General features: G+C 59.9%; 13 protein-coding genes. 6 read left to right on the top strand and 7 right to left on the bottom strand.

Annotated features, from left to right (window positions below):
- The first annotated feature begins 30 nt into the window (after positions 1-30).
- Both hisC and T424_RS0105875 read left to right on the top strand, forming a co-directional pair.
- Positions 31-1,134 carry a histidinol-phosphate transaminase gene (gene hisC / locus T424_RS0105880; RefSeq protein ID WP_027486901.1) on the top strand — a complete coding sequence of 368 codons (1,104 nt, stop codon included), beginning with the start codon at positions 31-33 and terminating at the stop codon, positions 1,132-1,134.
- Positions 1,134-2,060 carry a prephenate/arogenate dehydrogenase family protein gene (locus T424_RS0105875; protein WP_027486900.1) on the top strand — a complete coding sequence of 309 codons (927 nt, stop codon included), beginning with the start codon at positions 1,134-1,136 and terminating at the stop codon, positions 2,058-2,060. The genes hisC and T424_RS0105875 overlap by 1 nt, the downstream gene beginning before the upstream one ends.
- Positions 2,061-2,084: 24 nt before the next feature.
- Here the strand turns inward: T424_RS0105875 and T424_RS21710 are convergent, their stop codons facing one another.
- Positions 2,085-3,098, bottom strand: coding sequence for a DUF2125 domain-containing protein (locus tag T424_RS21710; protein ID WP_027486899.1), 1,014 nt, complete (start codon positions 3,096-3,098; stop codon positions 2,085-2,087).
- 38 nt (positions 3,099-3,136) lie between these two features.
- Between T424_RS21710 and T424_RS0105865 the strand changes: the two genes are divergently transcribed.
- The gene (locus T424_RS0105865; protein WP_027486898.1) at positions 3,137-3,667 is read left to right on the top strand and encodes a gamma-glutamylcyclotransferase; all 531 of its coding nucleotides are present in this window, start codon (positions 3,137-3,139) and stop codon (positions 3,665-3,667) included.
- 46 nt (positions 3,668-3,713) lie between these two features.
- Here the strand turns inward: T424_RS0105865 and T424_RS0105860 are convergent, their stop codons facing one another.
- From T424_RS0105860 to ftsE, 4 genes are all read right to left on the bottom strand, one after another.
- Entirely contained in the window at positions 3,714-4,499 is a 786-nt protein-coding gene (locus T424_RS0105860; protein ID WP_027486897.1) for a lysophospholipid acyltransferase family protein, read from the bottom strand.
- 99 nt (positions 4,500-4,598) lie between these two features.
- A complete protein-coding gene (locus T424_RS0105855) occupies positions 4,599-5,297 on the bottom strand; it encodes a YdcF family protein (protein WP_051558832.1) in 699 nt (232 codons plus the stop codon).
- 210 nt (positions 5,298-5,507) lie between these two features.
- Positions 5,508-6,551: a cell division protein FtsX gene (locus T424_RS0105850; RefSeq protein ID WP_154664817.1), complete on the bottom strand. Its 1,044-nt coding sequence runs from the start codon at positions 6,549-6,551 to the stop codon at positions 5,508-5,510.
- Positions 6,544-7,203 carry a cell division ATP-binding protein FtsE gene (gene ftsE / locus T424_RS0105845; RefSeq protein ID WP_027486894.1) on the bottom strand — a complete coding sequence of 220 codons (660 nt, stop codon included), beginning with the start codon at positions 7,201-7,203 and terminating at the stop codon, positions 6,544-6,546. Before ftsE ends, T424_RS0105850 begins: the two co-directional genes overlap by 8 nt.
- Positions 7,204-7,486: 283 nt before the next feature.
- Between ftsE and T424_RS0105840 the strand changes: the two genes are divergently transcribed.
- The 3 genes from T424_RS0105840 (at position 7,487) to T424_RS0105830 (ending at position 9,740) form a co-directional block, all read left to right on the top strand.
- On the top strand, positions 7,487-8,161 hold the full coding sequence (locus T424_RS0105840) for a hypothetical protein (RefSeq protein ID WP_027486893.1): 675 nt from the start codon (positions 7,487-7,489) through the stop codon (positions 8,159-8,161).
- A 160-nt stretch (positions 8,162-8,321) separates the two neighbouring features.
- Positions 8,322-8,858, top strand: coding sequence for a hypoxanthine phosphoribosyltransferase (gene hpt / locus T424_RS0105835; RefSeq protein WP_027486892.1), 537 nt, complete (start codon positions 8,322-8,324; stop codon positions 8,856-8,858).
- Positions 8,859-9,380: 522 nt separating this feature from the next.
- Positions 9,381-9,740 (top strand): response regulator, encoded by a 360-nt coding sequence (locus T424_RS0105830; RefSeq protein WP_027486891.1) that lies wholly within the window; start codon positions 9,381-9,383, stop codon positions 9,738-9,740.
- Positions 9,741-9,841: 101 nt separating this feature from the next.
- On the opposite strand, the gene T424_RS0105825 is transcribed toward T424_RS0105830, so the two are convergent.
- Positions 9,842-12,469, bottom strand: coding sequence for a TIGR02302 family protein (locus tag T424_RS0105825; protein ID WP_245269448.1), 2,628 nt, complete (start codon positions 12,467-12,469; stop codon positions 9,842-9,844).
- A gap of 120 nt (positions 12,470-12,589) precedes the next feature.
- Positions 12,590-13,858 carry a diaminopimelate decarboxylase gene (gene lysA, locus T424_RS0105820; protein WP_027486889.1) on the bottom strand — a complete coding sequence of 423 codons (1,269 nt, stop codon included), beginning with the start codon at positions 13,856-13,858 and terminating at the stop codon, positions 12,590-12,592.
- Positions 13,859-13,869 lie beyond the last annotated feature (11 nt).

Genomic DNA, 13,869 nt, shown 5'->3' with positions numbered 1-13,869 from the left:
TCAAAGTCCATTTCATCAGGATCCGTTGCCATGAGTGCCAAGCTTGAGCCTGTTCCACGTCCGGGAATTCTCGACATTGCAGCCTATGTTCCGGGCAAGGAACATGCGCCGGGCGTGGAGCGGGTTTACAAGCTCTCCTCCAATGAAACCCCGCTTGGCCCCAGCCCCAAGGCCATCGAAGCTTTCAAGGCTGCCGCCAGCCAGCTTGAGATCTATCCGGACGGGCAGGCGGTGAAGCTGCGCCAGGCCATTGCCAGCGCCCACGGCCTCAATCCGGCCAATATTCTCTGCGGCAACGGTTCCGATGAATTGCTGGGACTGCTGGCCCATGTCTATCTCGGGGCGGGTGATGAGGCGATCATCACCGAACACGGCTTTCTGGTCTACAAGATCCAGATTACCGCCGCTGGGGCCACGCCGGTAACGGTCAAGGAAAATAACGGCCAGGTGGATGTGGATGCCATTCTCGCCGCTGTCACCGACAAGACCCGCATGATCTTCATCGCCAATCCCGGCAACCCGACGGGCACCTATGTGCCGGGTGCGGATATTCGCCGTCTGGTGGCAGGTCTGCCCAGGCATGTCCTGCTGGTGCTGGATGCCGCCTATTCCGAATATGTTCGCCGCAACGACTATGAGGCGGGTATCGAGATCGTTTCCGAAAACCGCAATGTCGTGATGACGCGCACCTTCTCGAAGATCTATGGTCTTGCTGCACTGCGTATCGGCTGGATGTACGCGCCCGCCGCCATTATCGATGCCGTCAACCGGGTACGCGGCCCCTTCAATCTGAACAGTGCGGCGATTTCCGCTGGTGCCGCCGCCATTCTGGATCGGGATTTTACCGACAAGGTGGTGGATTTCAATCTTGGCTGGATCAACCGGCTGACGCAGGAATTCGAGGCCATGGGGCTGAAGGTGACACCCTCCGTCGCCAATTTCCTGCTGATCCATTTTCCGGATGTGGATGGCAAGCGTGCGCCGCAGGCCGATGAATTCCTGACGTCGCGCGGGTTTATTCTGCGCGCCGTCAAGGCCTATGGATTTGCCAATTCGCTGCGCATGTCAGTTGGCACGGAAGAGGCCAATCTCGGGGTTATTGCCGCTCTTAAAGACTTTCTGGGACAGGCCTGATGCAGCCGATGTTTGACCGGATCGCGCTGATCGGCATTGGCCTGATCGGCTCGTCCATTGCCCGCGACATTCGCAAGCTCGGTCTTGCGCGTGAAATCGTGATCTCTACCCGCTCGCAGCATACCTTGACGCGGGCGGAAGAACTCGGCCTTGGCGACCGCTATACGACCTCTGCCGCGCAAGCCGTGGAGAATGCCGATCTCGTCATCGTCTCGGTGCCGGTGGGGGCATCGGAAAGCGTGGCGGTGCAGATGGCGCCTGCCCTCAAGCCCGGCGCCATCGTCACCGATGTCGGTTCCACCAAGGCTTCCGTCATCGCGCAGATGGCGCCGCACATGCCCGATGACGTGCATTTCATTCCCGGCCATCCCTTGGCGGGAACGGAAAAATCCGGTCCGGATGCAGGCTTTTCCGGCCTGTTCAAAGGGCGCTGGTGCATTTTCACGCCGCTGCCCGAAACACCGGCCGAGCCGCTGGCCCGGCTTCGGGCCTTCTGGGAGGCTCTGGGCTCCAAGGTGGATGAAATGGACCCGCAGCATCACGACAAGGTGTTGGCGATCGTTTCCCACCTGCCGCATATCATCGCCTATAACATCGTCGGTACGGCGGATGACCTCGAGACAGTGACGGAATCCGAGGTCATCAAATATTCCGCTTCCGGCTTTCGCGATTTTACCCGCCTGGCAGCGTCCGATCCCACCATGTGGCGCGACGTCTGCCTGCACAACAAGGATGCAATCCTTGAAATGCTGGCGCGGTTTTCGGAGGATCTCGCTTCCTTGCAGCGTGCCATACGCTGGGGGGAGGGCGACAAGCTGTTCGAACTTTTTACCCGCACCCGCGCCATCCGCCGCTCCATCGTCGAGGCCGGTCAGGACGTGGACGTTCCCGACTTCGGCCGCCATGCGCTGGAGGAGAAAAAGTAAGTTTCTGGAATTATTCCGCTTTTCCTAAAGCGGCGGAATGTTTCCGAGCGGAATGAAGCCCAGAACGATGACGCCGTTGGTGATCTGAAGCGTTACATTGCCCTGGTTCTGGCCCATGAACAGCGCCCGCAAGCCCTTGGCGGCAAGGCGGGCGGCATCCCTGGTGCCGGGATAGGCGCCGATGACCATATCCCGCCAGCTATCGACCTTGTCCAGCTCCACTTTCAGCGTGCCGGAGACAAGGCCGCGTTCATCGATGGAAACCGGGCCGCTTGCCTTGAGCTTGCGCCCTTCGCCCATATCCACTTCCAGCGTATCGAACTGACCTTCGAGCCCATGGATCTGCAAGGGAACGGGATGGTCTATATCCAGAACACCAGCCTGACCGAAGAGCCGCAACTGGCCCTGCACCGTGGCGTTGGGCAGGCGCTGTGCATCGTCGTTTTCACCAATGGCAAGAGAAACAAGACGCAGGCTGGCAGTGAGATCGGCGCCCTCCCGCTTCACCTTGATGCGGCCTTCCTCACCTGCCAGCGCCAGCATGGCGCCGGTGCTGGCCTCGGTGATGTTGGCTTGCCAGCGTTCGAGCTTCGTTGATGCGGATTCGGTGCCGCTCCAGCCCACCGACATGTTGGAGTGCATCCGGTCCCAGCGAAGCGTCGCGGCAATCTGATTGGCAGTCTGGATGATGGCCGGGCCATCCAGCTCCCAGGTGATGTTGCCGGGCCTGAAAATCTGTGCGGAGGAGCGGAAGGCCCCCGCCGTTCCCATGATGCCGTTGCGCTGGTCGTTGATATTCACCTTCGAGCAGAACAGGCCGAACCTCAGCGGAAAACCGGCTATGCTCATGTCGTCGCAATCAAGGGCTGCTGCGAGCGGATTATCCCCGTCAAACACCGATTCGACTTTTTGCGTGGTGTAATTGGCAACGGCAAACCATGCCGCCGTATAGGCGATAATGGCCAGGATGGCCCAGACAAGCGCGGAAAGAAGGCGCCTTTTTCCAGTGCTTTTACCCGCTCGGCTTGACGTGGCCATAGGCTTCTCCAATTGTGTGCCGCTTCGAAGCTTTTGGTATGTATTGGGATATGAACGAATTTTGGGTCTTTGGCTACGGTTCTTTGATGTGGAACCCGGGTTTCCCGTTTCAAGAGAAGATTTCGGCACGGGCACATGGCTATCGCCGGTCGCTTTGCGTGCGCTCCTGGCACCATCGCGGCTCGCAGGAGCGGCCGGGACTGGTGCTGGGGCTGGATTTCGGAGGCTCCTGCCATGGGGTGGCCTTCCGGGTGGGGCCTGCCGAATGGCCCGGCGCTCTCAGCTATCTGCGCGAGCGCGAACTGGTGACGCATGTCTACAAGGAACGCACCCTCTCCCTGCTTCTCGGCGATGGCCGCGCCGTGCAGGCTCTGGGCTATGTCGTGGATCGTGATCATCCGCAATATGCCGGAAGGCTATCCGTGGACGAAGCCGTTGGCGTGGTGGCAAATGCTTCGGGCCATTCCGGCCCGAACGATGCCTATGTTCTCAATACCGTAGCGCATTTGCGCAGCATGGGAATTCGCGACCGCTGGCTGGAGAGCGTTGCCAGCCAGCTCGATGCTTGAGACGGCGGGCTGAAACAGCCATGCTCCTTGCGGGGCGGTTTCCTGCTCAGCGGCTGGCCTTCAGCGTTTCGATCCGCTGAAGTGCGGTGGGCGGCAGCGGCAGATCGGGATTGGTTGCGGCAGCTTCCAGCAGAAGCGCATCGCTTGCGGCTTCCAGCTCCGTCGTGAGCTTTTCGAAGAAGCGGTCAGGCTCCATGCCCGGCGCTATTGGCGGCAGGATACGGATCTTGTAATGGCCGGGATAGCGCATGGTGCTGCGGCGGGGCCAGAACAGGCCCGCATGAACGGCCACAGGCACGACGGGAATGCCGAGATCGCGATAGAGGCGGGCAATGCCGTATTTGTAAACGGGTTCAGCCCCCGGAGGACGTCGCGTGCCTTCGGGATAGATGACAAGCTGGCGCCCCTTGGCCATCTCCTGCGATGTTCGTTGCATGACCTTCACCATGGCCTTGCCGCGGGCGCCACGGTTGACGGGGATCATCCGCTGCTTGGCGGCATACCAGCCGAAGAGCGGAATCCACATCAATTCACGCTTGAGGATGTAGACCGGATCGTTCAGCCAGGGCAGCAGCGCATAGGTATCCCAGAAGGACTGGTGCTTGGGAGCAAGGATATAGCCTCCCTGGGGAAGGTTCTCCAGCCCCTCGATTTCGAAGGTGGTGCCGACAATGGTTTTCATCAGCCAATGGCTGGAACTGGCCCAGGCCTTGGGAATGCGATAGGCCGTTTTGCGCGGCAAAATGAAATAGAAAGGCGACAACAGGACCATGCGCATGATCAGGTTGGCGTAGAAAATCACGTTGAAGATTTGAGAGCGTAGTGCAAGCATGATGCAGTATCCGGCAATGAATGCTGCCCTGCCTATACGAAATCGCAAGGCCTCGAAAGATGAAACTCCGGCTTTCTTCGGGGGGATTTGCCGTGGTTTTCAGCGCATGGCCGAGCGCAACCCGCTCCAGCTTTCCCAACCCACGATGTCACGGCCCTGGGCCAGCAGCATTTTCACATATTCCGCCAGCAGGGTACGCAGGGCATTGGGATCGGAAAACCACGCCTTGGTGCGAAGGTCGCTGTTGACGACGGGATAGGGGATGAAATCCGTTTGCCTGTCCAGCCGCCGCAATTCCATCAGGCTGCGCTGCATGTGGTAATTGCTGGTGACGACCAGCACGGAGGCATAATGCTTGTCGTTTATCCAGCGCGTTGCTTCATTGGCATTGCCAATCGTGTCTATGGCCTGATAGCCCACATCCACGCAGCAATTGAACAGGGCGGGCGACGTCTGCGTCATGCGGCGGATCTGCGAAGGCGTGGTATTGGGATCCACGCCCGAAATCAGCAGGCGTTGGCCTGCCTTGCGCTCCAGAAGCTCGATTGCGGTGTCGATGCGCTGGTATCCGCCGGTCAGGACGACGATGGCGTCGGCCTTCGGGTTTTCAGGCGGAACCATGAGCGTGACCTGATCGGCGAAATGCAGGAAGCCCGCCACCAGCAAGGCAATAACCGCCAGCATGAGATAGCCGCCGTAGCGCAGCACTCTGCGAAGGCGGCCATGGGGCGAAAACAGCCCCTCCGCCCGATGGGCGGACTGCAAACGGTTCTGCGAATCTTTTCGACGCAAGATCATGTTCTGTCCATAATCCCTGAGCATTTCCAGGAAAAGTGGAAACCGGTTTTCCGTCAGGAAATGCGTAAAACAGAGACCCCGCATTTCCAGGAAAAGTGGAAACCGGTTTTCCGTCAGGAAATGCCTGGAGCAAATGTTCCGGATCATGGCGTGACAAGGCTGCCTGCAATCCTTGACGCCCAAGGTTTCCGTTTCAGTCCCTTTATCCGCTCAGTCTTGCGGCAGCCCGTCGGTGCGGCTTGGATCGGAGCGGATCTGGTCGATTTCATAAATGGCCCGCATGACGGTAAGCCGTGCCGTGACCGTGGTCAGCAGGGCAATGACGATCATGGTGGCGAAAATGCCCATATAGCCGGTAAAGCCGATTTCGAAGCGGCCGAAGAGCGCGCTTGCCTGATCGGCCTGAGGCGTTGCCAGCCTCTGGTCCTGCCAAAAGCCGGCCAGCGCGAAAACCGATGCGGCAAGCAGACTGCCTGCCGCCGAGCCCTTCAGGCTTATTTTCAGGAAATGCTTCTGGAATTCCTTGGCAACGAACAGGCTTTCGGCGCCAACGAAATGCAGAACCTCGATGATGTGCCGGTTGCCGGAGAGCGCGCCGCGCGTGGCAAAGATCACGGTCAGCACCATGGCGGTGAAAACAAGCACGAGAACGCCCGAACCGATCAGGACGGTGGTTCGCGCCATGGATACCAGTCTGTCCACCCATGTCCGGTGATCGTCCAGAAAGGCCTGCGGTATCTGCGTGCTCAAGAGGTCGCGCATGGCGGCGAAATCGGGCGGGTTGTTCTCGTCTATGGTGATGATGACGAGGCGTGGCACCGGCAGGTCGTTAATATCGAGGCCGGAGCCGAGCCAGGGTTCGAGAAGGCGGGCGGTTGCCGCCTCATCGACGATTTCACCGCTCTTGGTGCCGACGAAGGTCAGAGCCAGCTCGCGGGCACGCGCCAGCGCCTTGTTCATGTCTATGGCGTCGTCCGGCTTGATCTGGATGGTGATCTCGCGGGAAATCTGGCTTTGCCAGCTTGCGGCGGTGGCGCGCACCATGGAAACGGCGCCGAGCGTCAGGCAGGCCAGAAAAGCCATGATGGCGATCACCACCATCAATGCATTACCCTGAATGTTGGAGGGCGGCAGGATGGGGCCGGTGGCGCGCACCTGTATTTCCGGCTTGCGCCCCTGCGTGGCCTCAGGGCGCTGGGGTTGACTGCGCGTGATGCGCGGCGGAAGCGGACGGGGCGGCTGACGATTATTCATAGATATCGAGATGCCCCTCGCTCAGGATCATGCGCCGTGCATTGACCTGATCCATCAAGGCCAGATCGTGGGTGGCGATGACGACGGCGGTGCCGAGCCGGTTGAGTTCGAGAAACAGGCTCAGAAGCCGGCGTGCCATAGGCGGATCGACATTTCCGGTCGGCTCGTCGGCCAGAAGCAGTTCCGGCCGGTCGATCAGGGCGCGCGCGATGGCGGCGCGCTGCTTTTCCCCCCCGGAAAGAATGGCGGGAAGCACATTGATACGTTCGCCAAGGCCAACCCATTTCAGGAGTTCCAGCACGTCCTGGCGATAGCTGGCTTCCTCCTTGCCGCGTACCCTCAGCGGCAGGGCCACGTTCTCATAGGTGGTCAGGTGGTCGAGCAGACGAAAATCCTGGAAGACGATGCCGATACGCCGGCGAAGAAGCGGCAGCTCGTCCCGCGGAATCTGGTTGATGTCGCGTCCGAAGCTGCGGATCAGGCCGCGCGTCGGCTTCAGCGACATGAACAAAAGGCGCAAAAGCGTGGTCTTGCCCGCGCCCGATGGACCGGTGAGAAACTGGAACGAGCGCTTGGGAATGTCGAAGGTGAGATCCCTGAGGATCTCGGAACCCATGCCGTATCTCAGGCCGACATTTTCAAAATGAATCAAGGATAAGCCCGCTTGTTTCCGGTGAAAGGCAAAGGAGGTCTGCGCTGCCGCAGTCATTTCCGACTTGTTGAGGTTCTACGTTACCATTCGGTAAACGCCGACCATGAAGCTGCAAATTCCGGCAATTTTTTGCAAATCATTAACCATTCGAATTTACCTCTGGACGGGTCTGGTTTCAATGCCCGAGACACCGGAGCGTTTTAATCCGTCCAGATGCCCCCCCAGTGGCGCATCTGGCTGCAACAGAGACGGGCCAAGCCGAAAGGCGCGGCAAGGAGAGCCCATGAATGCGTTCCGCTTTCGCTCGAAACCCTCCGAGCCCGAAATGGACCTGCTTCTTCCCGAACGGCGTCCCCGCCCTGCTTCGGCCCGCGGCTTCGTGCTGGCGCAGGATGTGGTGGATGCACGTTTCGTGACCGTCAAGGATCCGGTCGGGGATCTTCACTCACGCCTGCGGGCCGAATTTTTGTCATCCTCCACGCCAGCCCATGCGCGGCGCCGGGAAATGCAGGCGCTGCTTGGCACTCTCGAAGGCCGTTTGCAGGGCTTTTCCCGTGGCATGTTCCTTACGATGGTCGGGCTGATTGCGCTTGCGGTCTTTGTCCTCGCGCTCAGTGTGCAGGTGTTTTTTGCCGCTGCTTCATCTGCGCCGGTCAGGCCACTTGCCATTACCCATGTCACGCTGCGCGAGCAGGATGTTGCCGGTCTTCCGAGCGTGCTGATCAACGCCATCATCGAAAACCACGGCGATGGCTGGCAAAGCCTTTCCCCGGTTCGCGCCGATATTTTTTCTGAAGGCAGGCTCGTGGCATCGACGCTGATCGAAGCGCCAGCAGATGGTCTTGGCGCCGGGCAAAGCCGGGGCATTGCTGCAAAACTGCCCCACCCCGGTGGAAAAACCCCGGAATTGAAGCTTTCTTTCGATCCGGCTGCTGTCAGCGCGGCAGATTTGCGGTAGGTCTTCGGGCCGTAGGGAACGCTTGCTCTATCGGTCCTCGTTTCATGTCGGCCGGATCATCCTCCCGCTTTCTGTTTACGCATATGCGCAGAGATAAACCGGCTCAGCCTGTCCCGGAAAAGCTCTCGCTCCGAATGCATCATTGACTTATGGAGAAGCCATGCCTGTCGTGCGCGGAAAAACAATCGAGCCGCTTTTCACTGCCGAGGCGATCGCCGCGCGCAACACCGAGATTGCCAAGGCCATTGCCGAAGGTCCCTCCGATGATCTGCTGGTGATTGCCGTTTTGAAGGGATCCTTCATTTTCGCGGCCGATCTCATCCGGGCGCTGCATCATACCGGCCTTGCGCCGGAGGTGGAGTTCATCACGCTGTCCAGCTATGGCACCGGCACGGTGTCGCGCGGCGTGAAGGTCATCAAGGACATCGATAGCGACGTGAAGGGCCGCAACGTGCTGCTTATCGATGACATTCTCGAATCCGGCCGCACGCTGCAATTTGCCAAGGCGCTGATGCTGGAGCGCGGGGCGGCCAATGTTTCCATTGCCGTGCTGCTGGACAAGAAGGTCAAGCGCACGGAGGATTTTGAAGCCGATTTCGTCGGCTTCGAGTGCCCGGATTACTTTGTGGTCGGCTATGGCATGGATGTGGCCTATGCCTTCCGGGAACTGCCTTTCGTGGGCGTCGTGACCGGGTAAAGCGTGTCGCGATCTTTCAGATTCGCTCCTGACGCTTTACGTCATTACAGCGCCGTGCGTTTTAACAAACGCACAAAGGACGCTGTAACACTTTAAATCTGCTGCATAATTTTCACCTTAAATCGGCTCCGATTTAATGAATCATGCAGTAGTTTGTCGCAGGTCGTTGTCGCAAAACCGCTGCACATTTTTGCGCGACATGCTTTTGGCATGACCTCCGCGGCTCGACGCTACTCCTTTTCCGTAGCTCTTTGCCCTGCGCCGGTTTTCGTCGCAGGTTTTTTTTGTTGCCCGCGGCAATCGTCTGTTTTTGAGACGAGTTGTTAACCATCTGTTCGCTTCGTTGCGCGGATGTTTACCGATCGAAAAGGAAAAGCTGGTGATTTGGGCATCCAACCGATTGGCGAGAACGGGGCGAATCTGATTTCCCTCGGATCTTCCTGTTCTGGCGACGTGGGCGCTGTCGGTTCAGAGAGAAACGCATGACGTGTTTCCAGAACCCTGAAATGTAGGAATTCGAGCATGGCCAAAATTCTGATCACCGAAGACGAGGACTCGTTGCGATCCTTTGTTGCCCGGGCATTGCGGCTCGATGGACATGAAACACATGAGGCAGCCGACGGGGCCGAGGGGCTGGAAATGCTTTCCACCAGCCAGTTCGACCTGCTGCTTTCCGATATTCGTATGCCGGTCATGGACGGGATCGAGCTTGCCCATCGGGCTCATGCCGATTTTCCGGGCCTGAAAATCCTGCTGATGACCGGCTATGCCGAGCAGCGCGAGCGCGCTGAAGATCTGATGCAGAAAATCATCGATGTGGTGCCGAAGCCTTTTGCTTTGCCCGACATCCGCAAGGCGGTGGCGCTGGCACTGGCGGCCTGACGGCCGCTGGCCGCCGGATCGTCAAGCCAGCCTGAAGCCTTCCATGCTTGCCTCAGCCATGGAAAGACTTCACCTTATCACGGTCATTGCCCTTATCCCGGTCATTGATTGTCCAGCAGCCGTTCCAGATAGCGGCGCTCGACCTCCGGGCTGGATGTGTCGCCCAGTTTTTCGCGAATGGCGTCCAGAATTTCGCGGGCGCGTTCCACGTCGAATTCGTCCGGCACCTTGACCCGCTCACCAAAGTCGGGGCCACCATTGGCGCGGGGCCTGCCAAGAGGATCCTGGCCCTCTGGGTTGTTTTCGCCCATGCCCTGCTGCTGCTGGCCGCGTCCCTGCTGGCGCATGGCCTGCATCATCTGGTTCATCATATCGCGCGCGCCCTGACGCAGCGCTTCCAGGGCGCGGCCCTGCCCCTCCACGGCACGGCTGCCCTGACTGCGGCCAAGCGCTTCACCGGCACCCTTCATTTCCCGGTCGGCACGGCCGAAACCTTCATTGGGCTTGATGCCAAGGCCCTTCAATCCTTCCTGAAGCTCCTTCAATTGCTTGCCCAACCCGTCCTGTCGCTCGCGCAATTGCTTCAGGGCCTGTTTGAGGTCTTCGGTGCTGCGCTGATCCTGCGGCGCGCCCTGATTACCCTGCTGACCCATGGGCGGCATTTGCTGCAACGGATCTTCGTCATCGCCGGGCAGGGTTGGATCGCCGCGCTGCATCTGGTCCTTCAAGGCCTGATCCAGCCGGAAGGTTTCATCCATCAGCTTCTGCTGCTCCTGCATCAGCTTGCCCAGCTTGTCGATTTCCTGGCGCGTCCGGCTGGATTGCTGCTGTTGCTGCGGCGTGCCGCGTTGCGGACGCCCGGCTTGCAGATTGTTCATCATCTGCTGCAATTGCTGCAACATCTCACGCGCCGCGTCCTTGTTGCCGGAGCGGGCAAGGTTTTCGATCTGGTTCATCATGTTTTGCAGATCGCGCTCTGTCAGCATTTTTTGCGCATTCTGCTGCGGGCGGCCATTTTGCGGTTGCTGGCGCTCGGCCAGCGCTTTCATGTAGTCCTGCATGGCCTGGCGCAGTTGCGCCATCAACTTCTGGATTTCGCTGTCGGGGGCATTTCGCTCCAGGGCTTCCGAGAGTCTCTTCTGGGCATCGGCCAGTTTACGCTCGGCCAGCGAGACATCGCCGTCATCGATTCCAAGCGCAATCTCCCAGAGATAATCGGCTGTATCCTTCATCTTCTCGTCATTATCGGCCATCTTCATGCGCGCCCGCGCCGCCTCGATCAGCAGATAATGGGTCAGGTTTGGAATGGTCTCGTCGGCGCGCAGCGTCAGCGCTTCGTTGAGGGCAATGGCCTCGGGCATCTTGCGCGTATCCAGCGCAAAGACCTGCCGCTCTTCCGCCACCGCCGCCGCCAGCGGCTCGGAGAAGGGGCGCGCGGGCAGCACCATGTCATGCGAAGGACTGCGGCCTTCATGTCCGGCTCCGTCCTTGACGATCAGCGTGATGCGAACCTTCTTTCCCGCCAGCGGGTGTTCGGTGAGGTTGCGGCTGGAGGTGCCCTTCACCTCCCTTGCATTGCGGCGCGGCAGGTCCAGCTTGAACTCCGGCAGCGGATAGAGCGGTCGGGCGGAAGCATCGGTCTCCAGCGGAACGATTTCGGCGCGGGCTTCCTGCAAGCCATAATCATCCCGTGCAATGAAGCCGATTTCCAGCGCGCCGTTCACCGCCCGCTTCGGCATTCCGTCAAAGGCAATGGTCGGGGCTTGATCCGGGGTAACGGTGATCGGCCAATGGCGGTCCCCGACACTCAATCTGCCGCTTTGCGTCAATGTCAGGCCAAGCGCTCTTGCGGCAATGGGAGACGAGGGCTGGCTCGAAGCAGTTGCCCCGCCGGCCTTTGCGCTCTCTGCTGCGTCGCGCAGCGGTGTAGCAGGCCCGCTTTCCCCCTGATAGTCGGCAGTGACCGAGGTGTCGCCGGAAAGCCGTACCGTCAGCACCGACTGTTCCGGAACCGAAATCTGCATCGGCGCATTGGCTTCGCCGGTGCCATTGCGGCTGGTCAGGAAGACCGGAGCCCTGCCCGTATAAGGCGGCGGGGTGATCCAGGCATCGATGCGCAGATCGGTGCCGTCCGCGGCGCTGGATTGCAGCCGGAAGGCATCGGCCAGTCGCCCGGCACCGTTCGAACTGGAATAGACAAAGGCAACGGCAAACAGCAAGGCGGGCACGGCGCGCAGGGCGTGCCGGTCGAAGCTGGCGATGTCCGGCTGTGGCAGGCCGGTGTGAAGCGAGGCGATCCTTGCCGCCATGCGTCTTTGATGCTCATGCCACAACGCTTTGGCGAAGGGGGTATCGAAGGCCGGTTCATCCTCCTGCACGGCAACGGGCTGGTGCGGCAAGCGGTTTCGTTGCTCCAGCAGCCTGTCGGCTTCCGCGCGGCTTGGCATACGCAGCCTGAGCAAAGGCAAGGCCGAGGCGAGGATGGAGAATACCAGCATGAAGACCAGCGGCCAGCGCGCTGCATCCGGCAGGACACGAAACAGTCCCAGCCAGCTTACGGCCAGCAGCAGGGCAAAGATACCGAGCGGGGCCAGAAGCCGCGGCAAAATGCGTTCGGCCAGAAGAACCGCCCGCGCAACGCCGCGCTTGATGGCAATCTGCCGTTTCAGCCGAAGGTCATTGTCCAGCGCCTTGCTCCCTTGATGGTTACGGCGGCATCCCTCAACCAATTCCCGATGGCCGCATTTCCCACATGGGCACAGGATAGCATTCTTTGTGGCGAAGACGAGGGCCGGGTGAAATCAACCCGGCCTTTTTCGCGGTTCGGACGCAAATGTGAACGCCGATCCTCAATCGAGCCAGTCGGGAACGCTGTCCAGTCCGATCAATTCGTCATAGCTCGGCCGCTTGCGGATGACATGGAACTGATCGCCCTTGACCAGAACCTCCGGCACCAGCCGCCGCGTATTATAGGTGCCTGCCTGCACGGCGCCATAGGCGCCCGCCGAACCGACAGCGAAGAGATCGCCGGGCCGGGGCATGGACATTTCCCGGTCCAGCGCCAGATAATCACCCGTTTCGCAGACGGGGCCGACCACATCGGCCTTGATGCGCGGGGCATTGGCGGCGGAAATCACCACGGGGCGGATTTCGTGATAGGCCTCGTAAAGCGTCGGCCGGATCAGGTCGTTCATCGCCGCATCGACGATGACGAAGGTCTTTTCGCCGCCGTCTTTCACATAGATCACTTCCGTCACCAGAATACCGGCATTGCCGACGATCAGCCGGCCCGGCTCGGTAACGATACGGCAATCGAGACCGGCAAGCTGTTCCTTGACGATTTCCGCATAGGCTGCCGGTTCCGGTGGCGGGTTGTTGTCGTCGCGATAGGGAATGCCAAGTCCGCCGCCCACATCGACATGATCGATGGTGTGGCCATCGCCGCGCAAGGTCGCTACCAGTTCCTTCAACAGCCGGAAGGCATCGGAAAAGGGCTGTAAGTCCGTAATCTGGCTGCCGATATGCATGTCGATGCCCGTGACCTGAATGCCCTCCAGGCTGGCGGCGCGGGCATAGACGGCGCGGGCGCGCTCATAGGAAATGCCGAACTTGTTTTCCTTCTTGCCCGTGGAAATCTTGGCGTGGGTGCGCGCATCCACATCCGGATTGATGCGGAAGGAGACATGCGCCTTGCGGCCCGCCTTCAACGCCCGTTGATTGAGGATTTCAAGCTCCGGCTCGGATTCGACGTTGAAGCAGTAAATGCCCGCTTCCAGCGCCAGATCCATTTCCGAAGGCGTCTTGCCGACACCGGAAAACATGATGCGATTGGCCGGAATGCCCGCGGCAAGCGCCCGGCGCAATTCGCCTTCGGAGACCACATCGACGCCAGCGCCAAGCTGGCCCAGCGTTTTCAGCACCGCCTGATTCGAATTGGCCTTCAAGGCATAGCAGACCAGCGCATCCACACCTTCGAAAGCCTTGGAAAACACCTTGAAGTGGCGCTCCAGCGTGGCCGTGGAATAACAGTAGAAAGGCGTGCCGACAGCCTTGGCGATTTCGGTCACGGCCACGTCTTCGGCGTAAAGAACGCCGTCTCGATATTGAAAATGGTTCACGGCTTAACCTG

The sequence above is a fragment of the Allorhizobium undicola ORS 992 = ATCC 700741 genome (genome assembly GCF_000621665.1).
Lineage (GTDB): Bacteria > Pseudomonadota > Alphaproteobacteria > Rhizobiales > Rhizobiaceae > Allorhizobium > Allorhizobium undicola.
The sequence above is the reverse complement of the archived record's forward strand: the minus strand, read 5'-3'. Positions and strand labels throughout refer to the sequence as shown.

Excerpts from the sequence above, each read along its gene's own strand:
- hisC (WP_027486901.1), top strand. The coding sequence starts at position 31 with ATGAGTGCCAAGCTTGAGCCTGTTCCACGTCCGGGAATTCTCGACATT.
- T424_RS0105875 (WP_027486900.1), top strand. The coding sequence starts at position 1,134 with ATGCAGCCGATGTTTGACCGGATCGCGCTGATCGGCATTGGCCTGATC.
- T424_RS21710 (WP_027486899.1), bottom strand. The coding sequence starts at position 3,098 with ATGGCCACGTCAAGCCGAGCGGGTAAAAGCACTGGAAAAAGGCGCCTT.
- T424_RS0105865 (WP_027486898.1), top strand. The coding sequence starts at position 3,137 with ATGTATTGGGATATGAACGAATTTTGGGTCTTTGGCTACGGTTCTTTG.
- T424_RS0105860 (WP_027486897.1), bottom strand. The coding sequence starts at position 4,499 with ATGCTTGCACTACGCTCTCAAATCTTCAACGTGATTTTCTACGCCAAC.
- T424_RS0105855 (WP_051558832.1), bottom strand. The coding sequence starts at position 5,297 with ATGATCTTGCGTCGAAAAGATTCGCAGAACCGTTTGCAGTCCGCCCAT.
- T424_RS0105850 (WP_154664817.1), bottom strand. The coding sequence starts at position 6,551 with ATGAATAATCGTCAGCCGCCCCGTCCGCTTCCGCCGCGCATCACGCGC.
- T424_RS0105840 (WP_027486893.1), top strand. The coding sequence starts at position 7,487 with ATGAATGCGTTCCGCTTTCGCTCGAAACCCTCCGAGCCCGAAATGGAC.
- hpt (WP_027486892.1), top strand. The coding sequence starts at position 8,322 with ATGCCTGTCGTGCGCGGAAAAACAATCGAGCCGCTTTTCACTGCCGAG.
- T424_RS0105830 (WP_027486891.1), top strand. The coding sequence starts at position 9,381 with ATGGCCAAAATTCTGATCACCGAAGACGAGGACTCGTTGCGATCCTTT.